Source organism: uncultured Desulfosarcina sp., from assembly GCF_963664155.2.
Taxonomy (GTDB): domain Bacteria; phylum Desulfobacterota; class Desulfobacteria; order Desulfobacterales; family Desulfosarcinaceae; genus Desulfosarcina.
In genome coordinates this window covers 986,043-1,011,603 of sequence record NZ_CAXXXH010000002.1, presented here as the reverse complement: position 1 = coordinate 1,011,603, position 25,561 = coordinate 986,043, and the positions used below count along the sequence as shown (strand labels likewise).

The window sequence follows — 25,561 nt, the reverse complement described above, 5'->3', positions numbered from 1 at the left end:
CTATCTCACTTGGCCATACGGCGTTTTCAAAGTCGCCGTGTTCATTTCAAGCCCCATTATTTTCCGTGCACGGTTAATTCGACAGCTAACTTGTTCCCTATCCCTTATTTTAGAAAGGTTGGTGAGCAGTCCCGACGCTTCAATGGGTGATTCTTTGCGACTGTCCAGCAAGAGACGGTACCAGTAGGGGATGTCCGCTCCGTAACAGGAGACCAGGTCCATGGCATGTTTTCGGGCGGTTTTCAGCATCGCATCTCCGCGCTTTTGTTTTTCCATTTTTTTTTCCGGCTCGACGGTTGCATTCATCAGCGCCAGGAATTGGGTGAGTTCATGGTCAAGTTTGCGTTTGGTGATGTTGTAGCGAACGATGGGCTTGATCCACAGTCGGGCGATGATATATCCCAGCAGGCCGGCAATGAAGCTGGCGCCGGCGGCAATCAGCAGTGGTGAATCCAATGGATATCCTTTTTAACCGGCGTGCCGGGTACGAAAGCGTTGATACTCGACCATGCGGGCCGCGGCCTTTACCGCCTGTTCCGGTGTTTCGTAGAATACGCCCTTGAGGGTATGCCCTTTTACCCGATAGACCGTGGCATCTTTTTCATCGGTGAGCAGGCTGACCCCGAAAACCGGCTTACCGTATTTTTCCATCAGCCGGACAATCTGTTCGATGTAGCTGTTTTCGAAATCGGAAAATGCATCCACGGCGTCTTCAAGGAATTCCCGCGTATATGACGGGTCCGCATTTCCCACCGAATCGGCCAGGCGTTTGAGAAAAATTCGGCGGCCGAGGATACCCAGATTGATGATTGCGTCACAGCCTTCCCATTGCAGCAGGGCCTCCATGACGGTCAAAGGGATCGATAGGTCATTTTCTCCCACCAGATCGATCGGGTTGGATCGGCTCCAATATGGGGGTAGAATCCGGTCGATGCGGGCAATCAAATCTGGAGAGAGTTCCGGCACCGACAGGTCGAACTGGCTGCACAGATCGGCGGTGACGACCCCCCATCCCCCCCCCAAGGTCATGATGGCAATCCGGTTTCCCCGGGGCAGGGGCAGGGAAGAAAAAGCGGCGGACAGGTCCAGCAGTTCCATGGGCTGATCCACCTTGACAATGCCCGCCTGGCGGCAGACGGCATCGAACAAGCGGGCGTTGGATGCCATGGCCCCGGTATGACTGGCCGCGGCCCGGTTTCCCGCACGGGTCTGTCCGCCCTTGAGCATCACGATGGGTTTTTTCTGGCTCACCCGGCGGGCACTTTCAAAAAAGCGGCGACCCTGCTTCACGCTTTCGATATAAATCATCACGGTTCGGGTGAGGCTATCCACTTCAAAGCCTTCCATGTAGTCCTCGATGGTGATCATGGCTTCGTTGCCGGATCCGGAAAACGCACGAATGCCGATACCCTGCTCTTCGGCAAAGGCGAGCAGCTGGGTTCCCATGTTTCCTGACTGGGCCACAACGGCAGTTGAACCGGCCATGGGATGGACCGCTGTTCCCGTACAGAAAAAATGGATATGGGGATTGCAGATCCCCATGGTGTTGGGTCCGAGGATCAGAATGCCGGCGGCGCGGGCCTGGTCGACCAGCAGCTTTTCCAGCGCTTTGCCCTCGATACCGGTTTCACCGAAACCCGATGTGATTAATACTACGTTTTTAATCCCTTTGGCCTTGAGCTGGGGGATCAGGTTAACGATGCCGGCGGCAGGCACGGTGACCACCGCGAGATCCACTTCCCCGGGAATCTCCTCCACTGATTTATACGCCGGTTTTCCGGCGATGACGCCTCCTTTTGGATTGACGGCATAGACCTCGCCTTTGAAACCGCCGCTGATGGCATTGCAGATCAGCATGTGTCCCCACTTGCCCATTTGGGAAGATGCACCGATGAAGGCCACCGAACGGGGATAGAACAGCGAGTGGATGGCCGGTGGCGGGACCGGGTGGGCATCCGTTGTCACACGTTCAGGTTCGGCCAGGGTGATCAGGGCATCAACGGCCGTGAGCGCTCCGGTTGCCGTGGCAATGAGTGGATTGATGTCGATTTCGGCAATTTCGGGAAAATCGGCAGCGATGGCGGAAAGCCCCATCAGTGTATCCAGAAGGACTTCACGATCCACTGCCTTTTCTCCGCGAAATGGCCCCAGCAGCGAGCGGGACCGGATGGATTCGATCATGTCCGTCGCATCTTGACGGGTCAGCGGCGCCAGCCGAAAGACGACGTCGGACAAGGCTTCGGTCAGGATGCCGCCTAATCCAAAAAGAATCGCCGGACCAAAATGGGGATCACGGAAAAGGCCGGCCACGAATTCCCGGTTTCCGCGAATTTGAGGCTGTACCAGAATTTGCGCCCCGGACGCAGCCTGAAGGATTTGCTCCGCCGCAGACCCTACGGTTGTTTCATCGGCCAGATTGAGGTGAACCAGACCGGCCTCGGTTTTATGGAGAAGGCCTTCGCCTATTCCCTTGAGGACCACGGGAAATTTCATATCGGCGGCTGCCGCTACAGCCTCTGCAGCCGTGGCCACAATCGTTTCCGCAACCACCGGCACGCCATAGCTGCCCAATATTTTTTTCGACTCAACTTCGGTTAAAGCCCCTATGCCGGATTCGAGGGCATTTTTTACAAATTCATTCAGGTCCACGTTGTCATCTCCTGAGCACTTTCGGTTTGGAGTCCTGTATCCAGAGCCGTCCCTTAACGATCAATAAAACCGGTCACTATCTACTTGAGGCCGTTGGACAAGGTCAAGGTTTAGTTGAACCTTCAATACTGAATAGGCTGGCTGATGGCCACGGGTTGCTCAATGAATGACTGATAGCCGAAATCATCGAAATAGACATTCAGGGAGCCTTTGCCGAAGGTGTGGAGGCCGAGGGTGGAGCCCAAACCATCAATCGATGCTTCCGAGCTGCGGATAAGGGTATTCGGTTGGTCGAGGGAGTCAACCAGACCGACAGTCCCGACGGAACTATTGATCACGTCCCATTGAATCAATTGGAAATAGTCCTTATCAGCTGTCAAAGGATCGCCTTCGTCCGGCGGCCAGTTCAATTCCGGGGGATCGATCGGATAGGGCCGTTTTTCACCATCGAGCGGGTTGGTGTTTGGCGTGCCGCAACCGGATGCAGTACCATAATAGGCTTTGATAAAATGTTCCTTGGCAGAATAGCCGGCGCACTTGACAACCACAGACTTTCCATTGATGGCGATTTGCTCCTGACCACCCACATCAAATATTCCATTCACCTTATCTAAAAGTATCGTTCCGGATGCATTATCCTCGCTTGTCCAATTGCCTGAAGATACAATCGGAGAACCATAAACAGTTGCCGAGGCTCCACTGCTGACCCCATAAATTCGATCTTCATCGATGATGCTGTCCGATCCAACCCCATATTGGAATTCTATTGCCGATGATTCCTTGAAACGGGCCAAAAGGGTGGCATTTGAGACATCAAATTCATCGGCAACGATTTCAATATTATTGATGCTGCAGAAGTTTGCTTCCGATACTTCAAACCTTATTTGAAACGCTAAAGTATTTTCATAAATGCTAATATCATATTCATTTCCTTCTAAAATTGGCAGGAATTCACCATTGTTTATGGAGATATTAAGAGATGGGCAATCGGTGGTAGACCATTTCAGCTTTAGTTTCTGGTAATCACATGGAATTTCGGGAACTGGCGAAAGGTCGATTGATGTTGATACCCTTTTTCCTTCAACGATTTCCGGCCAATCCGATGCAGTGTCCGTTATTTCCTGTGTGCTTAAAAACAGATTGACATCTGATAACTTTTTATATGCCAACCATTGCTTATCAGAGTCATTATTTCCTGTGGACTGCCATAGGATAATGGCTTGAACCTTATCACCCCTGAACGGCTTAAGCCCATTGTAAATGTTGTCAATGGCGACTGTATTGCCGATTGGCGCACTCCGCTGAAATGACAATCCATAGGTTTTATCACCACCGTCGGTCAAACGGAAACTGATTCCCGCCGTGTAATAGTCGGGTAATACCGGTTCATACCCAACTTTGACCTGCGTATCGAGTTGATCGGGATTGAATCTTCCGGCTCCGACATTAAGCTCGATCAAACTGGCACTGGGGGTGTCGACGCCAGACTGGGTGATTCCCGTGACCCTGAGTACGTTGTTACCCCCGACATCCATTATCTCATGGGTGCCGAGCACAGATTCGTTCCACTTGTCCAGGTTATCGAATCTTTCTTCAAAGACGATGCGCTGGGGCTCTTTCTCCTCGGGAATCTGGACATGATACACGATGTCGCGGGACGCCATCATATCGCCGCTGCCCACCGTACCGGTGGATGTGATTTTGACGAATTTTTTCAGCCGGATGTCTTCGTCCGCGGTCAACAGGATATCTGAAAAACCAAGGCTATCGGTTCGTTTGATGCCGATAAGAATATCTGCATCCCGGTTATTTTCACGGTAGGTGTAAGAGTTTCCTCCCAGTTCAAAGGAACCGTTTCGGTCCGGAAACATGTCGCCGGATCCCGGCGACAGGGAAAGATCGCCGCCGTCTGAAACGGTCTGCCCGGATGGGGCTCGGGCGACCGGGTAAACCGGCGTATCTGCTGCCACGGTCAGCGCCGGTGAAGTCACAAAGATAACCTGCTGTCCTGCAAGGTCAACGGAGGGAGCCGATGAAAAAGAATAAATGGTGTCTTCGATGCTCAGCCTGCCTGCTCCAGGAAAGGCATATCCGGATGCCAGGCCGCCATAAAAGCGCGTTACCAATGTGGTGGTATTCGTGTGATCACCCACAACCGAAAAGGTGTAAGGGTTGACGGACACGGTGAAGGTTCCCTGATTCTCCTGCAACTGGTAGGGAAAGCCATGGAGGTCGTTCAACGCCGAATATTTGGCGGCTTCCCCGGTAGCATTGAGATATTGGCTGGCTGCGTAGCGCATACCGGATTCTGCCAGATAATAGGCCTGGGCAGATCTGCCCAAGGCGGTTCGATGCAACTGGGAGGAACTGATCATCGGTACGATGGCTGCTCCCAGGGCGGCAAATACCAGGATGGCGATGATAATTCCGATCAGCACGCTTCCATCGGTTTTATTGCTGGACAGGGTATCCGCTTTTGACGGAAGAATCCATTTTGTTTGTTTGATGCACCGAACCACCCACAATAGTGGTATCAAAATAAGAATCCATCGCATTAACGTTCGGATGCATGTGAAGCTGGAGTCAACTGAGCCAGGCAGCATTGTTGAAATAAAGCAGGAGTATTGATCGACGGTAGGTGGGGCGACGGGCAGGGTTACGGCGCTGCCGCCATAATTATCGTTGTTCCTCAGATGAACCAGGGTTGATGCATCCACGGTACTGCCGGCAACGTCCTTGGGGGAAAGCTTCAAGGAAAACTGAATGGTGGAAAGTTCTCGGATGTCAGCCCCATTCCAAACATGGCTGCCCTGAAAATAATTCAGGGTGAATGACTCCACACTGTCGGTCAGAATGTCACCGTTGTTCTCCAGATCGGCGTCTGAAATGGGTCCTTCCATATTGTTATACAGCTTGATGGTATCATCTACCTTTGCGATGGCTCGTGGCTGACCTTCCGCCGAGTAATAGGCGATATAAGGCCGGGAATTGTCCTGAAAGCTGATATCGGTCAACTCCAGCAGTTCCCGCTGGATACGGGTTGCCGCGAGCTGGATTTTCTGGGAAAGGCCCACATTTTCCCGGACTACGGCATAGCTGCTGAAGGCGGACACCATTCCCATGCCGGCGATTGATGCGAGAATTCCGGCAACCACCAATGAAATGATGATTTCGATCAGCGTAAAGCCGGCATCACATCTCCGTCGGTATTGTTTGGAATTTGCAGTCATGGCCGGTTTCATTTGATGCATCAGCTTATTATCGGGCAAACAGAGAGGTTAAAGAATGGTCGCCCGATGAAATCGTCACTTTCAATATCATGCAATTGGTGTTGCAGTCGGTTTCTGTCCGGGTGGTGTCGAACAGGATGTATTTGCTGTCGATTAACGTATAGGTGCCGTAAAAACCGCCTTCAACCCGCGTTTTAAACGTATCGAGAGGGTTATTGTCGGTGAGCAGCAACTGTTTGTAGTCTGCGCTCATGTTTTCAAAGATTCCTTGCAGGGCCATGCCTTCCTGCATGGATAAAAGGGGCTCCGCACTTCTTGATATGCTGGTTCCCATGAACTGCACCAGCATGACCGACAGGAGGGCGGCTACGGTCAGGGTGACGATAATTTCGATCAGGGTAAACCCCGACTCGTCGGATCGCCTGGGTTTCATGGGATAAATCCAGTGTTCCGGGTAACGCTTAGGGTTGTGGTCGCTCCGCTGTCTGCCGCCAGTGTCAGGGTTAAATCGCTATCCCGTAGAATCGTCCCATGGGTATCGGAACAGGGACGGCCCCGGCTGTCAAAGGAAATGAGTGTCTCTGTTGGCGTTAACTTCAATTTATGCGTCGCAAGATCCACGGTGTCGGACTCCTCGCCCGGTAGTTTTTTATTGGCGGGATCCCCTTCGACGAAAAGCCAGTATAACCGCCCGGAGGCATCACCGCGTATTCCCCAGATTCGATCGGAATTCATGGCCCGGGATTGGGCATAGCGGATGTGGGATTTGATGACCTCGGTCTGGGCCAGAAGGTCGGTCTGGCCGATATCGCTGCGGCCAACAATAATAACACTGATAATGCCGATGATCACCAGAACCACCAGGACTTCAAGGGGGGTAAAGCCGCTGATCCGGTTTTTTTCATTACCATGGTCCATGATGGATTAATACCAGATCTAAAGTTATAATTAAAACGTTAAATCCATGAAAGTGGGTTCAACCGCCATTATCCCGATGTTGCTTCAACGCTTTGAAGTTGCTATTGATTTATCGACCCGGTTGAAAATGGTCATTGAGCGGACGGTTATCGCGACCATCGGGCTGACCTGTTTAATGCAAAAGATGGTGGATTGATGAGAACAGACAGAGCAACTTACCATCTACATCTGGAACCGGAATGGTATCGGGTGGTTCTGGTGGGCCTGTTGTTTCTGGTTACACTCTTGATTATTTACTGGCCCAGTTTTACCGGAGAATGGCACTACGATGACTATTATAACATTTTAGAGAACAAGAATGTTCAAATCGAGTCGCTCGATGCAAAATCCCTGAGAAAAAGCCTTTACCTCGGAGACCCGGAACACGGCGGGCATCTGAGCCGACCGCTGGCCTATTTCAGCTTTGCGATCAACTATTATTTCGGGAAAAAACAGGTGGTCGGCTACCATATCGTCAATTTCGCCATTAATCTGTCTGCCTCCATTTTTCTTTATCTGTTTATACAGCACACCTTGAACCTGCCGCTCCTGAGGTTGAAGTTCGGGAGCGTTTCCCATCCGGTTGCCTTGCTGGCCGCATTCATCTGGGCCATTCACCCTATTCATGTCACCGCGGTCACCTATATCGTCCAACGCATGGCGTCTTTGGCCGGATTGTTTTACATTTTTACCCTATATAGTTATGCAAGGGGCCGAACGACTGAATCGAGCCTTGGAAAATGGGCGTGGTTGGCTGCTGCTGCATTGAGCGCGTTGCTGGCCTTGGCGACCAAACAAAACAGCGCCATGATTCCCCTGTCCCTCTTTTTCTATGAATGGATCCTGGTTCAGGGCGTTGGTCGCTTAAGTTTGAAAAAGACACTGGCGTTCGGATTTCCGGCTCTGGCGACGCTGGCCCTCATAGGATGGTTTTCTTTAAACCCGGAGACGTTTTTAGGCAGCTACGCAAAAATCAGACCATACACCCCCCTTGAACGGGTGCTGACCCAGCCGAGAGTGATCTGGCAGTATCTATCGCTGCTTTTTTATCCTACGCAATCCCGCCTGACCCTCCTTCACGACATTGATTTTTCGACGTCGTTGGTGTCTCCCTGGACAACGCTTCCGGCCATGATCAGTTTGGTTCTCATCTTTATCGGTGCCTTGTTTTGGGGCGCACGCCGGCAGCCTTTGGCAGCGTATTGCATCATCTTTTTCCTGATCAACCATGCGATAGAAGGTTCCTTCCTCAATCTTGAACTGATTTATGAGCATCGAAATTACCTTCCCTCCATGATGCTCTTTATCCTTCCTGCGATACTTGTTGTCCGGGCGATAGGCTATTTTTCCTATGCTCAACGCCTGCAACGGGGTCTGCTCAGTGGACTGGCGCTCTTTTTTTCTGTAATTGGTCACACGACTTATGGATATAATTCGATTTTCAGCAACGACCGGTTGATGTGGGCCGATAACATCGCCAAATCGCCCGGTTTGAGCATCCCGTATAACAATTATGGGAGCCGCCTATGGGAACAGGGGCTTTTTGAAAAAGCGCTGGAATCGTATACCCGCGCAAAGGTTCAGGATCGCTACTTTAACCTGATTCAAAAAGGAATGGTGCACTACAACATCGGTCTTTATTATTCTCTGGTGGCCAATGACCCGGAAACTGCCTTGGGTTATTTTGAAACAGCGCTGGCCATTGCGCCCAACAACCGAAAAATCCGGCTGGAATATGAAAAATCGCGGGGGCATAGTGGGGACTTTATCATCAGAATCGGCGGTTCGGAAAAGTAGAGGCTGTCATGGGCCGATTGCTGGCTGCCAAAAAAGAACGCACAGGGAAGTCGTTTATAAAAGAGACTATGAAGACGATAACCGAGTTCTGTGGTCACGTCTGCTGTTTCGTTTAAAGGCAAACCCTGAAAAAAAGAAAAGGTTACGATTTCGATGTCGTAACCTTCTATCTTAAAATGGTCGGGACAGCAGGATTTGAACCTGCGACCCCAGCGTCCCGAACGCTGTGCTCTACCAGACTGAGCCATGTCCCGATGGGTGGTCCTTGTATGTCAAGGCATGTCAAAAGTCAATAGCTTGAAGATTGATTGTGATGCCTTTTTAGCGAGTAAAAGGGTTGTCCAGAACGATGGTTTCATCTCTTCCCGGCCCAACCGAAACGATCTGAATCGGCACGCCGGTCAACGTCTCGATACGGGCCAGATATTGCCGGGCGATCTCGGGCAGATCCTCATAGCGTCGAATACGGCGAATAACTTCGCGCCATCCGGGCATGGTTTCATAAACCGGTTTACAGGCGGCCAGGTGATTGAGATTGGCCGGCACATCGTTGATGCGTTTGCCATCGTGTTCATAAGCGGTACAGATTCTAAGTTCATCAAGTTCGCCGAGTACATCGAGTTTGGTAATGGCCAGACCGGTGAGCCCGTTGAGCCTCACCGCATTGTTCAGGATCACCGTATCCAGCCAGCCGCAACGTCGTCGTCGGCCGGTGGTGGCGCCAAATTCAGCCCCGGTTTTTTGAATTTTGTTGCCGATATCGTCAAACAGCTCAGACGGGAACGGTCCGGCGCCCACACGGGTGGTGTAGGCCTTGACGATGCCGATCACGCCGTTGATATCCTTTGGGCCGACGCCGCTCCCACAGCAGGCATTGCCGGAGGCGGTATTGGAAGAGGTGACAAATGGGTAGGTGCCGTGATCAATGTCCAGGTGGGTTCCCTGGGCGCCTTCGAAAAGGATCTGTTTTCCGGCTCTACCGGCCTTTTGCAGGGCCATGGAAACATTGGTGACATAGGGCTTCAATCGGTTGGCGAATTGAGTATACTTTTTTAAAATCGACTCGAGATCAACGGTTTCGGTGCCGAGGAATTTTTCCAGGTAAAAATTCTTTTCAGGAACGATGGCCTGCAGGCGCTCGTTGAAGGATTCCGGGTCGATCAGATCCACAAAACGAACACCGCGCCGGGTGGCTTTGTCCTCGTAACAGGGTCCGATCCCCCGACCGGTGGTACCGATTTTTTTATCTCCCTTCAACTTTTCACGACCGTGGTCGACCAACTTGTGATAGGGCAAAATTACGTGGGCCCGGTCACTGATCATGAGAATGTCAGGGCCTACGGCAATTCCTTTGGATTCCAGGTAATCAATCTCTTCGATCAAGACCTCAGGGTCCACAACGACTCCGTTGCCGATGACGCAGACTTTCTTCTGAAGGATTCCGGACGGGATTAAGTGGCTGATAAATTGTTCGCCATCCACCACCATGGTGTGACCGGCGTTGTTGCCTCCCTGGAACCGCACCACCACGTCGGCGTTGGCGGCCAGGAGATCCACGATTTTACCTTTTCCCTCATCACCCCACTGGGTCCCAACAATTACGATATTTGCCACGAAATGCTCCTTCATCGATAATCAACGGAAACGCGTAAACCCATGCCGACCTTTTGTTTCAACTTGCCTTGCGTCGGTTGCGGAAAAACGCCTGGATCACAAACCGGCATCGGTCCTCGCAAATTCCCTTTACGATCTCTACCTGATGGTTGAGTCGGGCGTCTTGACCGAGGTGGTAAAGGCTTCCGGCTGCGCCCCATTTCGGGTCGGCCGCCCCGAACACGACGGCTTTTACCCGGGCATGAACAATGGCCCCCATGCACATGGCACAAGGTTCTATGCTAACATAGAGCGTAGTGCTTAACAAACGATAATTTTGAATCTCCCGGGCGGCTGCACGAAGGACATTTATCTCCGCATGGGCCGACGGATCGCAATTGCTTATGGTTCGGTTGTGGTCCTTCGCGATCACTTGATTGTCGGCATCTACGATAACCGCGCCCACCGGCACCTCACCCATTTGGCCGGCGACAATGGCTTGATCGATGGCCATCTTCATGAAGTGTTCGTATCGGGAATCCATGGCAAGGCAGTTACCTGTTATTTTTGTTTTCATCAATAAATATTTCAAGAATACATTGACATGGTCAGCGGTTTGGCTTAAAAACCACTCCAACTTTTTAGCGCCCGTAGCTCAGCTGGATAGAGTGCCGGACTACGAATCCGTAGGTCGCAGGTTCGAATCCTGCCGGGCGCGCCAGAAAATTCAAAGGGGTCACCGTATTTGCGGTGGCCCCTTTTCTGTTGGTAAGTCTTCCTTTTTCAACCGTTGATCGTAAAGTGCGTCAACGTCGGAGACGTCTATTTATGGATTTCCGCGCCGGTCGGATGGTTTAGTCTTTTTAGGCGAAAGAAAGGCAAAAGCTCCCTTACTGGAATGATTATTTGCCCTGGGTTTGGGTGCGCGTCGCTGCACTACAGGGCGCGGGCGATTGGCGGAGGCTTGATTTATATTCCCGTGGGATACCCGGGGGGCATCATAGTTGAAATCAGCCAAGGTACGCTGCTCCACGCTACTGCCGATGGCCCCATTGATGGCCCTCACCATCTGGGTGTCCTCCTTAGTGACCAGGGTAAATGCATCTCCACTGCGCTCGGCCCGACCCGTGCGGCCGATACGGTGGATATAAGCTTCGGGGGTGGAGGGAATATCGTAATTGATGACATGGGAAACATTGGAGACATCAATGCCTCGGGCCGCAATATCCGTGGCCACTAGAATTTGATATTCTCCAGAGCGAAAACCGTTCAACGCCGCCTGGCGACGCCCCTGAGACAGATTGCCCTGTAGTGAGGTGGAGCGGTAGCCGGCCTTGGACAGCTTTTCCCCCAGGCTCTTGGCACGATGTTTGGTGCGGGTAAACACCAGGACCGACCCGGTTTGCGTATTGCCCAGCAGCTTGATCAACAGGGCCGTTTTCAAATGCTGGGCGACCGGGAACAGGGCATGGCTGACGGTATCCGCGGGAGCCGTGGTTCCGATCTGAACCGTAATCGGATTATGCAGAACGTCATTTGCCAGGCGACTGATCTCTTTGGGCATGGTGGCCGAAAAGAGCAGGGTCTGGCGTTTTTTGGAAGGGACGTGGGTCAGAATGCGGCGAATGTCCGGGAAAAAACCCATGTCGAACATCTGATCGGCTTCGTCTATAACCAACACATCCAGTCGGGAAAGATCGACTGTCCGTCGACCGATATGATCCAGCAGCCGGCCGGGACAAGCCACCACAATATCCGCACGTTTGAGATCCTGGATCTGGGGATTGATCCCCACGCCGCCATAAACCACGGCGCTGCGCAAGCGTGTTTGGCGCCCCAAGATCTTGATCTCGCCATGAATCTGTTCGGCCAATTCACGAGTGGGAGCGATGATCAGCGCACCGATTCGATTGCGGGGGCCATCGATCAGCCGGTTCAGAATGGGCAATACAAAAGCAGCCGTTTTACCCGTACCGGTCTGGGCCAGCCCCATTACATCGCGGCCCTTCAGGACCTCGGGAATGGCTTTTTCCTGAATGGGTGTGGGCGTGCCATAACCCGCTTCCGTTGCACCTTCGGCAACAGCGGGATGAAGTGAAAACGTTTTAAAATTCAAAATATAGGTTCCTTACCAAAAAGATCAATTCCATTGAGCACGGATTGCATTTCTACGGAATCCTCGTTCCCATGCGCCTGCGTGGGAATGCTTCCGTGCTCATTAATAATTAGATAAACCCGCGGACAATTCCGGGGTTTACAAAGTTTTCGTTTGTAATCGGGGATTTTCGCGGTGGGAGTTTCCAGGGGCATCCAGCCTATACCGGTTAGTATGCCCCCTTTTTTCAGAGAAACAAAACGTTAGCTTACGGTGACGTTGACGGCGGAAGGACCTTTTGGGCCTTGCGCGATGTCAAATGTCACTCGGTCGCCTTCGCTCAGGCTTTTGAAACCGGTGGCGTTGATGGCTGAATGATGAACAAATACATCCGGTCCATTTTCCTGTTCGATGAAGCCAAAACCTTTTTGGTCGTTAAACCATTTTACGATGCCATTGGGCATGATAACATCCTCCTTTCTTAAAATTATTCAAAATCTTAACTCTGGAGGATGCTTCAAAGGCGTACTGAATTTTCCTGCAGAAAAAAATCGTCCCGTATTACGAAGGCGGAACCTTGTTGAATGCAGCTATAATAAACCTATTCAGGCTGAAAGCAAGTTAATTATTGAAATATAAAAAAATACCCACGTCTTGCCTCGACCATCATTAACAAGTCAAGTCGCTAAATTTACCGAGAAACGGGGAAAAAGTTTAAGAATATTTCCCCAGCACCGATATCACCTTCAGGTTTCTCGTATTTAAGAAAAGGTTGCTATTGAAATGATTCTGTTGCGACACCCGATCTCTTTCCAAATTATTGACGGTATCGAGCTGCCGTCAACCCATTTTCTCTTTGAATGAGAATCTACTGATGCGTAAAATTCTTATTGTCGATGATGAATCCCACCTCTCCCAAGAGTTGAGGTGTATGCTGGGCGCGATGTGCAATGATTGGAATATTGACTATTCCAACAACGGGCCAGATGCCCTTAGACGATTGGAATCAGAGGATGTTGACGTAATTGTTTCCGAAATGCGCATGTCCGGGATGGACGGTAAGGAACTGCTCACGCAAGTCCGTGAAAAATATCCCGAGATGGTGCGGATTGTCCTGTCGGCTTTTTCCGATCACAAAGCAATTATGCGCACCGTGCGCCTGGCCCACCAATATATTTCAAAACCATGCGATGCTGAAATACTCAAGACCATGATTGAAAGGGCATTTGCCCTCAAAACCCTGTTGAAAAACCAAAAGCTTAGACAGCTGATCATTAGAATGGAAGCCTTCCCGGGATTGCCTGCCACCTATGCACGGATTACAGAATTGCTCCACGATCCGGAAATACCCATTCAATCGGTGGGGAAAGTGATTGCCGAGGATATAGGGATGACCGTTAAAATCCTGCAACTGGTCAACTCCGCTTATTATGGAATCGCCAGGCGCGTAGCCGGCCCGGAGGAAGCGGTCGTCTTTCTCGGGCTGGACACCATCCGGGCATTGGTGCTGACCATCGGCCTCTTTTCCGGTTTCGAAGAAAGCGGTATTCCCAAACCGATGGTTGAGGATATCTATCGCCACAGCCTTAAAACCGGTACCCTGGCCAAAGCCATCGCTATCAAGGAAAAGATGCACAAGGATCAGGTAGAAGAAGCCTTCATGGCCGGTTTGCTACATGATCTGGGCAAACTAGTCATGGTCCACAACATGCCCGACCATTATGGCGAATTGCTTCAGGCCACCCTGGATAAAAACCTACCCATTCAGGATACGGAAATGAAAATCTTCGGCGCCACGCATGAACTGATCGGCGCCTACCTGATTGGATTATGGGGGCTTCCCGATTCCATCATGGAGGCGGTTGCCTTTCACCATTGTCCCGGGCAATGTCCGACAGCCGCATTTGATGCTTTGGGTGCCGTTCACGTGGCCGATGCCATGGCCCACGTGAATCCTCAGTTCGGCGGAGATATCCATGGAAATCGATTGTCCATGGAATACCTGGAGCGGTTTGGGCTTACCGATCACCTGGATGGCTGGATCGACCTAGCCCTGGAATCATTCGAATGAAACATGAAATTTTTGATGAAATCGATGGACAAAATGAAAATTGCTGATAAAATTCTGGCGTTGTCTGATCCGGTTGCCTCAACTTTCATGGGAACAGCCGGTCGGCCAAAGGGGGCCTTGGGTTCTTCCGGAAAGACAATAACTACCATGGATGCCAATGGCACCGTTGTACCTAAACCACATCTGGTAGGACGACATTATTATTGCACTAAACCGACGCTAATTATAAATTCATTATTTTATCACATCAATCATATGTCCCTATTGCCAGTCCGTTTATTGTTGCTCCCCAAGTGGCAATTGACGATTGGCACGTAAGCGCCATGACATCCATCGTTCAAGTCACTGCCGCAATTATCGTCAGTAATGGGAACATTCTGATCGCCCAGCGTCAACATAACGATCGATTGGCCGGGTTGTGGGAATTTCCCGGCGGGAAGATCGAGGCCGGGGAAACCCCTGAGCAATGTTTGAGGCGTGAGCTATGGGAAGAACTGGAAATGGATGCCGTCGTCGGCAATTACCTCGGGTCCAGCTATTACCATTACGATCACATCTCTATCGAATTGATGGCCTATCGGGCATTCTGGAGCGGCGGCCCGGTCAGGTTGTTTTCCCACCAGGATTTTCGATGGGTAACGCCGGACCAGTTGCCCCAATTTCCATTCACTCCGGCGGATCTTCCCTTTGTTCAACAGTTGGCCAGAGGGAACATTAATCTTAGCCAAGTACCCTGAACCAAGGCAAGGGTTGAAGTCCATGAGCGGGTCGGTTATAGGAGAATCGAATTGAAAACCATAAAACCCGAATCAAACATTTGTGGACGAAAACGAACCGCTCTGCCTATGACTTCAACGACTATCGCTTACCGTATGGGATGGCTGATCGACGGGACAGGCAATCCGGCTGTCGAAAACCGGATTATCACGATCAGCGCCGGCCGGATCCAGCAGATCCTGACCCCCAATGACCCGCAACCCCCGGAAATGACCATCGTCGATCTATCCGATTGCACGGTGTTTCCAGCCCTGATCGACAGTCACGTCCATCTGGTGATGTCCGGAACGACTGAACCGTCTATTCGCCAGGAACAACTAATGAGCACTTACGCGGACCGCCGTAAAACCATTGCGGAACATCTGCGCCAGCATCTGCTCTTCGGTGTGCTGGCTGTTCGTGACGGTGGGGACCACAATGGCGACACCCTGCGCTATAAAAGGGACACGGCCAACAACCCTCCGACGATGGTGACCATCGCTTCTCCCGGCCGGGCCCGCCACGCTCCGGGACGATACGGGAAGCTCATCGGCATTCCCGTGGAAGCGGGCATGACCCTGGAACAGAGTGCCATGGAGACGGATGCACAGCGAGACCACTTGAAACTGGTCAATTCCGGCCTCAACAGCCTGACCCAATTCGGCGTGGAATCTTCGCCCCAGTTTGATAAAAATGAACTGGCCGCAGCCATTATTGCGGCCCGGAGATGCGGGCAGCCCACCATGGTTCACGCTAATGGCTACCTGCCGGTAAAACTGGCTGTTGAGGCCGGATGTGACAGCATCGAGCATGGTTTTTTCATGGGCAGGGAAAATATGAGCCGCATGGCCGATCACGGCGTGGTCTGGGTGCCCACGGCTGTGACCATGAAAGCTTACGGCGATTACCTCAAGGCTCAGGGACACCGTAGCGATCCGTCTTTTGCCGAGGTGTCCCGTAAAAACCTGGGACACCAGTTGGAGCAGATCGACACCGCACGGCAACTGGGGGTAATACTTGCAGTGGGGACCGATGCAGGCAGTCCGGGGGTTCATCACGGACGATCGTTAAAAGAGGAGATTCAACTCTTTATATCCGCAGGGTTCAGCGTGGAGGGCGCCATTCGATGCGCCAGCCGGAACGGGGCACTGCTCATGGGACTGCCGGAAAGAGGTGAAATTGCCCCGGGGATGCGGGCGGATTTTCTTGCCGTGAAAGCGTCTCCCGAACATGTGCCGAACGCGCTTCATCAGATTGCTCATCGGGTAGTCGAGGGGCAAAAAATCGATCTGGACGGCACCGCCTGAAAGGTATCCGATCAACCGTTTACAATGGTGAGCCATTTCCGGGTTTCTTTTTGAGGGATTGAACTTTCAGAATCAGCCGCTTCAGCGGGTCGGTCATCAGCGTCAGGGTGGATTCGCGCCGGCGGAAAATTTCCTCCAGCGAGAGATGAGGGTCTTTTGCCGGGCTTCTCAGGTAACGGCGCAGGGCAATCAACCGGTTTTTGATCTCTTTTTCCGCCCGGGTTCTAAGAATCTCCTTTTTCCGTAGAATTTCCTCTTTAATCGCATCATCAGGCCGCTTCCCCTGGTATTTGTCCAGCTTGTACCGGATTCGGATGGAAATGAGATCCTGCAGCACCTGCTCATATTCCGGATCCAGGCAGATCACTTCCGGGACCAGGTCTCCGAAATGGGTCACCCCCAGAATATCCTTGTCCTGGGTCCAGTAATTGACTAAAAAATCCTGCTCCAGGTCCAGGTAGTTTTTCAGGGGCATATACATCCGCCGCAGGTACATGAGCACCTTTTCCGTTTTTTTGCGCTGACCGCCGATGATAACGGAACCTCCCACCTCCCCGCGCTTGACTCCTTTGGTCCATGGCGCACCCGTAATACCGAAATCATGGTACACAGGAATATGCATCAATGCCGACAGGGTATTGATCGCCAGGGCATATCCCGCCGACGGCCCGCCCACACTGTACGACGCAGAGAGCAGCTGGTGGTGGATGGTATTCTTGTCCAGGAATTCTCCTAACAGACGCGCGGCACTGAACTTGGGATCCATATCCTGAAGATAGTTCTTGACCATGGTCAGCGCCTCGTGAGCGCTCTGCTGTGTCATCTGCACCGCCATTTCCATTTGGGCGCCGGCCGAGGACGATGATGACACCGCCCCGGTGACCATCACCTTTTCCTGCGAAATGCTGTATGTGAGGCTGGTGGCGATGGGCAGGAGAACCCCGGTGACATCGTTGGCCCCCACGCCGATGATGAACCCCACCTGGGGTTCCTGGCTCAGTTCCGCCTCCAGAAATTCATCAAGCACCACTTTGCCCTTTTTGGTGGGGCTCTCCGATATCTCGTGGCGGGCCGACTTGAGGTGACTTTCCACCATGGGATAATCGTCCGGTTGCCGAATCGGTTCCAAAATTTTTAAAACCGCTTCATAATGTTCCAAAAACCGATCAGGCGCGCCTCGAACGGCTGTTTTCACCTGGTTCTGATCATCTAAGGCTTCTAGGATGCCCATGAGGGTCTTGAAGTTGAATTTGATAAAGTTTTCCCGGCTTTTGACCGTGTCATGGCGGATCTGCCGAAGGCGCAGGATCACTTCGAATTCCGTATTTCTCAGCGATCTGGCCTTTTCGACAAAGGCGGCATAATCCGCCGGTGTATTGCAGACACCCTTAGCCGCCTCCACAATGCTGTCGGTTGTAAAATCTGCAGACAGGGGAATACCCGCCAGTGCATTATCGATAATCTGAACGATATCTCCTTTTTTCAGCAGCCCTTTGATTTCCAGCACCTTCAGGCGCTTGGATCGGATCAGCGCCGGGTCCAGAATGTCCAGCCGGTTGGTGGTAAGCACGGTGAATACCTTGTGCAGCGGCGTTTCACCATCGATAAGATTTAAGAATTTATTGGTCAGTTTATCCGACGGATTTCCCCCGGTGCCGCTGCGTTTGGGCGCCAGGGCATCCCCTTCGTCGAAGAAAACCACCGCCGGTGCGATCATTTTGGCGATGTCGTAGACTTTTTCCAGGTTGTCCACAGCGCCGTCGACGGGGTTGGACGGGTCCTGCAGGGCGCTGGCGCTGGTGGCGATATCGTGGACATCGGTGTTCTCGCTGAGCCAGGTGCGCGCCAGGAAGGTTTTGCCGCTTCCCGGAGGACCATTGAGCACCACGCCTTTTTCTTCGCTGACGTTGTAATAAAGGCAATTATTGGTCATCTCCGAAAACACATCCTTGATACTCCCCACGTAGGCTTCCCATTTGACATTCCGATCCATGCGACCGACCACCTTCTTATAGAGATCGCCATATGAATTCTGGGCTACCAGCTCGAAGGCTTTTCTCACCAGCATGGCGTCATCCAGGTAGGCGGACACAAAATCGCCCTTGATCTGGATGATGGAGTGGATCAGCTTTCGCACGTAGGAGGGAATTATCTTCAGGGTCCGTTCTTTGAAAATAGAATAGAGCTGATCCACGGTTTCCGACACATCATCCGAGGGCAGGCATTTTACGGATCTGCAGACGTTTTCGTTCTGTTCGGACAACACCAGGATGTCGTTTCGCAGCAGTTCCAGGCGAACCACTTCCTTCAGGTTTTCCGGGTTGGTCCAGTAGTCGGAAATGTTGATGATGCTGCCCTTTTCCACAAACCGACGATAAACGGCGGCATCGAAGCGTTCGGGCTGATCCGTGGTTGCGATAAGCAGACAGTCCCGCTTTCCATTGATGATCTCGTCCAGGACAATATTGGAGGTGTCCACCAAAGTCCGCTGCTGACGGGTCACGCCGGAGTCGCGGCCGGTAGCCTTTCCGAAAGCGCTGTGGGCCTCTTCGATATGCCGGATGGATGTTTTTCGCGGATCGCCCAGGGCTTTTTTGAAATAATTGCCGGGTTCACCGGCCAGGGCGGTTTGAAAATCATTGGGAGTGACCATGGCATAGTCAACCCAGATACCCTGTTCCTGCAATTTTGACAGGCTTTGTCCGATCCTTTTTTTAAGGATTCGTTTTACCAACGGGATCCTGGAAAGCCTTTTGTAGAACTTCACTTTCTTTCGTCGGGACATTTCGATGGCCAGGGTGGGATCGATCTCTTCAATGGTTTTCCAAAAGGGTTCACCGGCGAGCACTTCCTCTTTTTTTCGATGAAGATCCACTTCCGGCAGCACGTCGTTGCCGAAGATAATCCGCTCGATGGCATGGGATACCGTGGAGGTCTTGCCGCTTCCGGATGGGCCTACAAATAGGAGCAGTGACGCTTTGGGAACGCTGGCGTCCGAAATATACTCTTTTCTCAGGTGGGCACGATACACTTTCTCAAAGAGATCGTGCAGTTCGACGGGAATATGTACGTCCACCAGTTCCTTGTCCAGGAGAGAAAGCAGGTATCGGTAATCTTTGGCGGACACTTCCTTTTCCAGTATTTTGTTCCAGGCGTCCTGAGGGTTGGTGTGGCCTGAAATTTCAAACCGTTTTTGCCAGTCCGTGAGGATGTCCGGGTCCTTAAGAACGTTGAAACGTTTTTCAGGCGCATCCATAAAAAATGAGAGGATCGTCTCCAGGACGTTGTTGATCAGACCCATGGGCGGTCGATATTGATTGAGGCGCGCGCGCATGAAGGCTTTGGTTTCCTGGGGCCAGGCACCCACAAGATCCTTGATCTCCCGAATCCGGCTTTCAGGCAGTTGGATGTAGGTGATCTCTCTAGTCAGCCGTCTGGCCATCTTTGCCTCCCTCCGACCGATTGGCGGCGTTGAATGCGGGAAGGGCGATTGCCGGGGTGTTTCCCTGGGTATTTTGAATGACCACGGTGTTCTGTCCCAGCTGGTGCTTCTCATAGGCGGTGGCCCATTTTTGCTGGGTGAGGAACTCAAGCAGCGCGGTATCGGTAGACCCATCCGCACGTCCCAGTGCGTTTTGCAGGTTTTGGATGCCGCCCAGATAGGCTGCATAAAGTTTGCGGATGCGGCTGGCCTCCTGGTCCGCTGCATAATTGTCGGCTTCGGCGATCAGTTCCCGGCGCTTTTTTTCCTCGGAGGCCTCCACCAGTTTATCGCCGAAGCGGGTCTCCTTGAGCACGAAACTGACGACTTCGACCCCGTATTTTTTTTCGATGGTGGGTCCCCCGATATTAATGGGGCGTGATTTGAGTGCAGTGAAAATCGCTTCTTTAATGGATTCGCGGTCGCTGATCAACCGGTCGACCACCTGGGCCTGCAATATATCCTTTACGATGCCGTCATAATCCCCTTGCAACAGATCCAAAGGGCTCAGATTTTCGATGGCCCACGTGTGCAGATCACGGATCCGATAGGTGAGCACCCCGGAGGTCCACAGGGCCACGTTGCCCTTCGAAATGATTCTCATGGGTGCCGGGGTTCCGCCCAGTTGGAGGGTCTGATTCATCAGCGGCACCTCCTGTTCGATGCGGGTGAAATAGGGCAGCCGGGCGTGCCAGCCAACATCCGTAACCGCCTGACGGATCCCGCCGAATCGCTCCAATACCACCGCATAGTTCATTTTGACTTTAAAAATGGTTTTGGTGGCATAGACGACGGCGACCAGACCGTAGATCAACCCGACAATCGTGATCAGGGCAATCAGACGGCGCAGGACGGTTTTGACGAAGGATCGCTGCAGCAATTGATTGGGTAAAGGTGTTGCCATATCTGCTCCTTTGGTTGCAGAAAAAACGCCTTCGGGTGACCTTGCGATAGCAATGAAGCCATGAACGGCAGGCGTTTTTTTGATATCGTTATCGCCGTCGCCAGCCGTCTTGCACGCGGGCGACCCGACAAGTGGCAAAAAAAGGATTTGTGACGACCGGAGCAATTTAGAAAAGGTTGCCCGTGAGGGAGAAAAGATGCCCCGTCATCTGAAAATCGGTTTGGTCTTTCTTATCCATGGGTCGGGTTGTTCAGAAATGCCGGCCACAAGTTGCACGATGGTTGTTTGATGACCACGATCATTGAAACATGAAAAAGGAGCGCTTTCAAGGGAAAAACAGTTCATTAATCCCTGGTGGCATCGCCAGCATGAGAATTACAGATTTCCAGCCAAGGCAAGCTGGTTCCGATTGACGGCGATATTGAATGTGGTCTGGACCAGGTCGTGGTGGCGGATTTCAAAGGGCAGATAGGCCAGCAGATAGCGACTCGGTTTAACCTGAATTTCAGCAATACGGTCCTCCACTGCTTTTTTGGGTCGCAGGATGCCGGCAATGTTCAGCTTCAGGGTTTCGACGGATTCGGATACCGGCAGGTTGACCGGATGCATACTTCCTTTGGGCACCTTGGCAACCAGATGATCCCGGGGCTGGGAGAGGGTGATGTGGTGGGTCAATCGCATAAAACTTCGAGGTCGGACCTTGAAAGCCGGGTTCCAGAAGTGACAAGGAATCCGGTCCCATCCGGGTTGGACTACCTTGGGCAGATTGGCCACTTTTACCAGGTCGGCATAGCTGCTGAGATCAATGCCGGACACCTCGGCCCTGATACGCCAGAAGGGCAGGTAAATGATATTTTTATCTTCAGGATTCGACAGATGGGCCACGTTGATCCGGGACATCCCTTCTTTTGATGCCTGCCACATGGATTCACAATTGGTGCAGTGAAGCACCAGGGCATCTCGACGCCCCTGCATGTCCCAACCACAGTTCGGGCAAAGCGTGGGGATGAAGCGGATGCGCCAGTCCGCCGGTCCGCCGGAGAAACGACTCAATTCAAAGGTTTCGTCCAGTTCTCCGGATACCGGCTGATTGAGCACAGCATCCATTATCCTTTTGCCCACATAAAAGGGGGCGTAAAGGAGGCTCAAGGATTCACCGATGTGGCTTTGATGAAGAATCGGTCCTGGCATTTTGAGGTTGAAACGGGTGAGAAACGTTTCCATTACTTGACGAAAGGGAAGGGTGGGTTTGATGAACCACCCCTGGGTCTCCGGGCTGACAAAGCGCAGCTTCATGGCCTGACTGCGAAGACCGACCGATGGGGGAAAAAGTGTCGATTGCACGGCCTGCTGACTGGCATCCAGAAACCGGTTCTGGATGCCCGAAGACAAGCAGGAAAAAAGCATGCCTTTGAACCGCCAGTAGGGAAAATACACCAACTCCTGGCTTTCGGGGGCATTGTGGGGCAGCATATAACGAAAATAGTTGCGCTCCGCGAGATAGGAGGTCACCTTGCAGAAAGGGCACTGAAACAGCCGATCCGTTTCGCTGAGTTCTGCCGGTGCCCCGCACTGGGGGCATTGATGATCGATGGTAAAATTAATATTTTTCTCCGCACTGGTTGCAGAATTTGGATCCGGCCAGATTTTCGGCGCCGCATTTTGCACAATAGACAGGTTGAGGCTTTTCTTCAGCCGGATGACCGCATCGGGAACAGAATTTCGCGTTCGGCGCCAGGTTTTTCCCGCAATGCCCGCACTGGATGAAAACCAACTGCTGGTGACCGCACATGGGGCAGAACTTGGCCGTGACCGGGATGCTGCATTGGCATTCCTGGCAGGTGGCTGGTTCCGTCGCAGAGGGCGGCTGTCCATCAGTTTGCGGGTTCTTGGCGGATGCATTGAAATACTGCGCAAACATGGCCGGCATCATCAACCCCAGACTGGTACCCATGCCCATACTGCCATCTCCATCGGCTTCCGATGCCTTTTCCATGGCCATGGCTGACTTCATCTGCATGAGCTTGTTCATGTCGTCGAATACTCCCAGGCGACTGCGGTCATCGATGGCCTTTTGTACTTCCGGCGGCGGGGTGATGGCATTCATGTAAAGATGGGTCAGGCCCAGTCCGAAGTGTCTGAAATCCTCATGAAGTCTTTTGGAAAGCCCCACTGAAAGTTCATCGTATTTAGCCGGCAGATTCAGGATGGAGTCTATTGTTTCACCCATATAGTCGTTAAATCGGGAAACGATGACCCGGTTCAGGTACTCCTCGATCGCTTCGGTCGTAAACATGCCCTGGGTGCCTACCATGGTGTTGATGAACAGCACCGGCTGAACCACCCGCAGGTTGAAGACACCAAAAGCCCTCAGTCGGATCAGCCCCAGTTCGGTATCTTTAAAGGCAACCGGATCGCGGGTCCCCCATTTCAGATTGGTGAAGACTTTCATGTTGACGAAATACATTTCGGCCCGCAATGGACTGGTCATTCCCCAGGGCAGACTGGCGATTTTGGTGAGAATGGGAATATTCCCGGTTTTCAGTGTATGACGGCCGGGCCCGAAGGCTTCTACGGCTTTGCCTTTATAAAAAAAGACGCCGGCCTGACTCTCCCGGACGGTGAGCTGCGCCCCCCATTTAATCTCGCCCGATCCTTTTTCAGGCAGTCGGTGGACCAGTTCCTTGCCGCTTTCGTCAAACCACTCCAGGTTCTCCAGAAAAACCCGATTGTCACCTTGCATTGGTCTATTCTCCTTATAAAAAGTTGCCATGGTTTCAATATCGGTTGCGATTGAAAAAAAGTAAGTATTGGAAGTGGTAAATAGCGAATGCGATCGTTATTTAATCGGCGATCATCCATTGGTATGGATGATCGCCTGTCGTCCTGTGCCTCAGGGGTGGAGCAATTGCGCCTTTGAATTAATCGCCGGGTGGAGCAGTTGTGGGCGGAGGTGCTTTCGGTGAATCCGCGATGGTCTCTTGCGCTGCCGGTGGGGTGCTTTCAGGAGGCAGCGGGGCAGCGGTGGGATGCGGTGGGGGGGTACCCGCCTGTGTTTCGGGAGTCTTTGCAGGCAGTGACGGAGCCTGCGATGCCGACGGTTCCGGTGCTGTCGTGGCTGGTAGTTGAACTGGAACCGGCAGTGCCATGGAAGATTGGTTTTTTTCCGGGACAGATTGAGGCGGAGGGTCCTGCGATAAGACGGTTCCCATGGAAGGCGCTACTATCGGTGGTGTTTCCGGTTCGGGGGTTGCAGCGGTTTGCGGAAGTTGAGTCGGAACCGTTGATTTGAGTTTAGAGATTGTCCGGTTGGCGGTGGATAAATCTGCCTTGGCTTTTTCAAAATCTTTCAAGACTCCGGCAAGCTGTCGACTGACCCGTTCGGCCGCTGCTTTTTCTTCTTTCAGGTTTTTTTGCTCGGTTTCAAGTTTATCCATGGCCGTTTTGAGTTTGGCTTCCATGCCTTGGATCGTGGCAGCATCCGACGTGATCGAATCTTCTTTCGCCGTCAGGAAATGGGTCTGAAGGGTGGAGAGTCGATTTATAAGGATCAATGAAAACAACGCAAAGACCAGCGTCAATGCGGTAAATATCAGAGCAAAGGTATGCAGCAGGGTGCTGGGGCCGGAATTTTTTCCCTGGGTGGCGATAGCATCATTCATTGGCGCTTTCCCGAAAATTTAAGTTGATAAACATGTCGATTAGGGCGCGCGACGGTTCAGCCATCGATGGTACCCACGATGATGGTCAAAGACCATTCCCTGTATTTATTATCCATTTTAGCGGAAACTTCTATACCTATAGTTGAAAAGACACGCTGCAAAAATGAAGCATAAGAAGGCGCCGTCTCCTTGCTGTTCACAGCCAACACCAGACCTTTCGGAGGGTTGGAAAAAGCGCTTTGGGCCACACCGTTAGTTTTCCAGCCATCTGCAGTCAGGATTTCTTCCAACTGCCTGGCCGTCATTTCGGACGTTTCATCATCCATAACGCAGAAGATATCCACATTCCCCTTTGGTCCCGGATCGAGCAAGTCGATCAGCTGTTCCCGCTGGCTTTCTGAAAGACCGCCTTCCGGTTCAAGTTCCAGATCAAGGTATTCAGCGGTTTCCAGCTGGCCACCATTATTTTTCTCCTGCTCCTGATGGGCTTTAATGGCGGCTTCGGCGATTTCCATCCGCTTTCGGGCATCCAACAGCGCCTGGGTCAACTCCTTGGCAGACGACTTGCTGGTTTTTAGCTTGAGCTGATTGATATCCTGGTGCTGCTGGGTTTGAAGCAACTCCCTGCGGATCTCTTCAGCCGTTTTTTCAAGCGATTTGATTCGTTTGCGAGAGGTTTCGAGTTCTTCTGAAAGCCCGCTGACAAGGTTTTTTGATTTTCCGACAGTCAAAAAGACCATGATGCCCGTCAGCACTGCAAAAACCAGCGTCGCCATAAGCATCCATTCGTTCAGTGCAGCGACGGATTCCATGTTGGTCCACCATGATAACATTCGTGATAGCCTTTCGTGGAATGGTAGTGGAAAAAATGCATAGGGGTCAAGAAGTACTGATAATACAAAGAAAGTGAATATAATTCAAGCCCTTTCTGACCATCCCACTGCTTTTGAGGCAACTCATCCGACAGTTGGCAACCCTGGTATTTTGTGTTACGGGGAGTACGCCTTTGATTCGAGGGTAACTGGACACTTGAAATTGAACTGAAACAGGAGAATCTAT

Annotated in this window: 21 protein-coding genes and 2 tRNA genes; 7 read left to right on the top strand and 16 right to left on the bottom strand. The window is 52.0% G+C overall.

Translation table 11 applies throughout. The features are described 5' to 3' along the window. From ACHZBS_RS28695 to ACHZBS_RS28675, 5 genes are all read right to left on the bottom strand, one after another. Positions 1-456 carry a hypothetical protein gene (locus tag ACHZBS_RS28695; RefSeq protein WP_319409962.1) on the bottom strand — a complete coding sequence of 152 codons (456 nt, stop codon included), beginning with the start codon at positions 454-456 and terminating at the stop codon, positions 1-3. A 12-nt stretch (positions 457-468) separates the two neighbouring features. Further along, entirely contained in the window at positions 469-2,649 is a 2,181-nt protein-coding gene (locus ACHZBS_RS28690; protein ID WP_319409961.1) for an acetate--CoA ligase family protein, read from the bottom strand. 122 nt (positions 2,650-2,771) lie between these two features. Beyond that, entirely contained in the window at positions 2,772-5,891 is a 3,120-nt protein-coding gene (locus ACHZBS_RS28685; protein ID WP_319409960.1) for a prepilin-type N-terminal cleavage/methylation domain-containing protein, read from the bottom strand. Between the two features lie 16 nt (positions 5,892-5,907). Then, on the bottom strand, positions 5,908-6,312 hold the full coding sequence (locus ACHZBS_RS28680; protein WP_319409959.1) for a type II secretion system protein: 405 nt from the start codon (positions 6,310-6,312) through the stop codon (positions 5,908-5,910). After that, positions 6,309-6,797: a prepilin-type N-terminal cleavage/methylation domain-containing protein gene (locus ACHZBS_RS28675; RefSeq protein ID WP_319409958.1), complete on the bottom strand. Its 489-nt coding sequence runs from the start codon at positions 6,795-6,797 to the stop codon at positions 6,309-6,311. The genes ACHZBS_RS28680 and ACHZBS_RS28675 overlap by 4 nt, the downstream gene beginning before the upstream one ends. Positions 6,798-6,843: 46 nt before the next feature. On the opposite strand from ACHZBS_RS28675, the gene ACHZBS_RS28670 reads away from it, so the two are divergent. Further along, on the top strand, positions 6,844-6,993 hold the full coding sequence (locus ACHZBS_RS28670; protein ID WP_319409957.1) for a hypothetical protein: 150 nt from the start codon (positions 6,844-6,846) through the stop codon (positions 6,991-6,993). Beyond that, entirely contained in the window at positions 6,993-8,633 is a 1,641-nt protein-coding gene (locus tag ACHZBS_RS28665) for a tetratricopeptide repeat protein (protein ID WP_319409956.1), read from the top strand. Before ACHZBS_RS28670 ends, ACHZBS_RS28665 begins: the two co-directional genes overlap by 1 nt. A 177-nt stretch (positions 8,634-8,810) precedes the next feature. On the opposite strand, the gene ACHZBS_RS28660 is transcribed toward ACHZBS_RS28665, so the two are convergent. The 3 genes from ACHZBS_RS28660 to tadA all read right to left on the bottom strand — a co-directional run bounded on the left by ACHZBS_RS28660 (position 8,811) and on the right by tadA (position 10,803). After that, a tRNA-Pro gene (locus tag ACHZBS_RS28660) sits at positions 8,811-8,887 on the bottom strand. A 67-nt stretch (positions 8,888-8,954) separates the two neighbouring features. After that, positions 8,955-10,247: an adenylosuccinate synthase gene (locus ACHZBS_RS28655; protein WP_319409955.1), complete on the bottom strand. Its 1,293-nt coding sequence runs from the start codon at positions 10,245-10,247 to the stop codon at positions 8,955-8,957. A gap of 58 nt (positions 10,248-10,305) precedes the next feature. After that, positions 10,306-10,803 (bottom strand): tRNA adenosine(34) deaminase TadA, encoded by a 498-nt coding sequence (gene tadA, locus ACHZBS_RS28650; RefSeq protein WP_319409954.1) that lies wholly within the window; start codon positions 10,801-10,803, stop codon positions 10,306-10,308. Between the two features lie 67 nt (positions 10,804-10,870). On the opposite strand from tadA, the gene ACHZBS_RS28645 reads away from it, so the two are divergent. After that, positions 10,871-10,947: transfer RNA gene (locus tag ACHZBS_RS28645), tRNA-Arg, on the top strand. 105 nt (positions 10,948-11,052) lie between these two features. On the opposite strand, the gene ACHZBS_RS28640 is transcribed toward ACHZBS_RS28645, so the two are convergent. Both ACHZBS_RS28640 and ACHZBS_RS28635 read right to left on the bottom strand, forming a co-directional pair. Beyond that, positions 11,053-12,342, bottom strand: a complete 1,290-nt coding sequence (locus ACHZBS_RS28640; protein ID WP_319409953.1) for a DEAD/DEAH box helicase — start codon at positions 12,340-12,342, stop codon at positions 11,053-11,055. Positions 12,343-12,584: 242 nt separating this feature from the next. Continuing rightward, a complete protein-coding gene (locus ACHZBS_RS28635; protein WP_319409952.1) occupies positions 12,585-12,785 on the bottom strand; it encodes a cold-shock protein in 201 nt (66 codons plus the stop codon). A 410-nt stretch (positions 12,786-13,195) separates the two neighbouring features. Here ACHZBS_RS28635 and ACHZBS_RS28630 point away from each other — a divergent pair, with 410 nt between their 5' ends. The 4 genes from ACHZBS_RS28630 to ACHZBS_RS28615 all read left to right on the top strand — a co-directional run bounded on the left by ACHZBS_RS28630 (position 13,196) and on the right by ACHZBS_RS28615 (position 16,455). Next, positions 13,196-14,392 (top strand): response regulator, encoded by a 1,197-nt coding sequence (locus ACHZBS_RS28630; RefSeq protein ID WP_319409951.1) that lies wholly within the window; start codon positions 13,196-13,198, stop codon positions 14,390-14,392. A gap of 15 nt (positions 14,393-14,407) precedes the next feature. Next, the gene (locus ACHZBS_RS28625; RefSeq protein WP_319409950.1) at positions 14,408-14,710 is read left to right on the top strand and encodes a hypothetical protein; all 303 of its coding nucleotides are present in this window, start codon (positions 14,408-14,410) and stop codon (positions 14,708-14,710) included. Between the two features lie 5 nt (positions 14,711-14,715). Beyond that, complete coding sequence (locus ACHZBS_RS28620) at positions 14,716-15,129, top strand: (deoxy)nucleoside triphosphate pyrophosphohydrolase (RefSeq protein WP_319409949.1); 414 nt, start codon at positions 14,716-14,718, stop codon at positions 15,127-15,129. Positions 15,130-15,237: 108 nt separating this feature from the next. After that, entirely contained in the window at positions 15,238-16,455 is a 1,218-nt protein-coding gene (locus ACHZBS_RS28615) for an amidohydrolase family protein (RefSeq protein ID WP_394708067.1), read from the top strand. A 19-nt stretch (positions 16,456-16,474) separates the two neighbouring features. On the opposite strand, the gene ACHZBS_RS28610 is transcribed toward ACHZBS_RS28615, so the two are convergent. The 6 genes from ACHZBS_RS28610 to ACHZBS_RS28585 form a co-directional block, all read right to left on the bottom strand. Further along, positions 16,475-19,897 carry an AAA family ATPase gene (locus ACHZBS_RS28610; RefSeq protein WP_319409947.1) on the bottom strand — a complete coding sequence of 1,141 codons (3,423 nt, stop codon included), beginning with the start codon at positions 19,895-19,897 and terminating at the stop codon, positions 16,475-16,477. After that, complete coding sequence (locus tag ACHZBS_RS28605) at positions 19,878-20,840, bottom strand: SPFH domain-containing protein (protein WP_319409946.1); 963 nt, start codon at positions 20,838-20,840, stop codon at positions 19,878-19,880. Before ACHZBS_RS28605 ends, ACHZBS_RS28610 begins: the two co-directional genes overlap by 20 nt. Positions 20,841-21,215: 375 nt before the next feature. Then, positions 21,216-22,508, bottom strand: coding sequence for a hypothetical protein (locus ACHZBS_RS28600; RefSeq protein ID WP_319409945.1), 1,293 nt, complete (start codon positions 22,506-22,508; stop codon positions 21,216-21,218). Then, positions 22,441-23,583, bottom strand: coding sequence for an SPFH domain-containing protein (locus ACHZBS_RS28595; protein WP_319409944.1), 1,143 nt, complete (start codon positions 23,581-23,583; stop codon positions 22,441-22,443). Before ACHZBS_RS28595 ends, ACHZBS_RS28600 begins: the two co-directional genes overlap by 68 nt. A gap of 178 nt (positions 23,584-23,761) precedes the next feature. Next, the gene (locus ACHZBS_RS28590; RefSeq protein WP_319409943.1) at positions 23,762-24,502 is read right to left on the bottom strand and encodes a hypothetical protein; all 741 of its coding nucleotides are present in this window, start codon (positions 24,500-24,502) and stop codon (positions 23,762-23,764) included. 56 nt (positions 24,503-24,558) lie between these two features. Next, positions 24,559-25,314: a hypothetical protein gene (locus ACHZBS_RS28585; RefSeq protein ID WP_319409942.1), complete on the bottom strand. Its 756-nt coding sequence runs from the start codon at positions 25,312-25,314 to the stop codon at positions 24,559-24,561. Positions 25,315-25,561: the final 247 nt, after the last annotated feature.

Coding starts and splice junctions, on each gene's coding strand:
- ACHZBS_RS28685 (WP_319409960.1), bottom strand. CDS start 5,891: ATGAAACCGGCCATGACTGCAAATTCCAAACAATACCGACGGAGATGT.
- ACHZBS_RS28680 (WP_319409959.1), bottom strand. CDS start 6,312: ATGAAACCCAGGCGATCCGACGAGTCGGGGTTTACCCTGATCGAAATT.
- ACHZBS_RS28675 (WP_319409958.1), bottom strand. CDS start 6,797: ATGGACCATGGTAATGAAAAAAACCGGATCAGCGGCTTTACCCCCCTT.
- ACHZBS_RS28670 (WP_319409957.1), top strand. CDS start 6,844: ATGAAAGTGGGTTCAACCGCCATTATCCCGATGTTGCTTCAACGCTTT.
- ACHZBS_RS28665 (WP_319409956.1), top strand. CDS start 6,993: ATGAGAACAGACAGAGCAACTTACCATCTACATCTGGAACCGGAATGG.
- tadA (WP_319409954.1), bottom strand. CDS start 10,803: ATGAAAACAAAAATAACAGGTAACTGCCTTGCCATGGATTCCCGATAC.
- ACHZBS_RS28635 (WP_319409952.1), bottom strand. CDS start 12,785: ATGCCCAATGGCATCGTAAAATGGTTTAACGACCAAAAAGGTTTTGGC.
- ACHZBS_RS28630 (WP_319409951.1), top strand. CDS start 13,196: ATGCGTAAAATTCTTATTGTCGATGATGAATCCCACCTCTCCCAAGAG.
- ACHZBS_RS28625 (WP_319409950.1), top strand. CDS start 14,408: ATGAAATCGATGGACAAAATGAAAATTGCTGATAAAATTCTGGCGTTG.
- ACHZBS_RS28620 (WP_319409949.1), top strand. CDS start 14,716: ATGACATCCATCGTTCAAGTCACTGCCGCAATTATCGTCAGTAATGGG.
- ACHZBS_RS28615 (WP_394708067.1), top strand. CDS start 15,238: ATGACTTCAACGACTATCGCTTACCGTATGGGATGGCTGATCGACGGG.
- ACHZBS_RS28610 (WP_319409947.1), bottom strand. CDS start 19,897: ATGGCCAGACGGCTGACTAGAGAGATCACCTACATCCAACTGCCTGAA.
- ACHZBS_RS28605 (WP_319409946.1), bottom strand. CDS start 20,840: ATGGCAACACCTTTACCCAATCAATTGCTGCAGCGATCCTTCGTCAAA.
- ACHZBS_RS28595 (WP_319409944.1), bottom strand. CDS start 23,583: ATGCAAGGTGACAATCGGGTTTTTCTGGAGAACCTGGAGTGGTTTGAC.
- ACHZBS_RS28590 (WP_319409943.1), bottom strand. CDS start 24,502: ATGAATGATGCTATCGCCACCCAGGGAAAAAATTCCGGCCCCAGCACC.
- ACHZBS_RS28585 (WP_319409942.1), bottom strand. CDS start 25,314: ATGGAATCCGTCGCTGCACTGAACGAATGGATGCTTATGGCGACGCTG.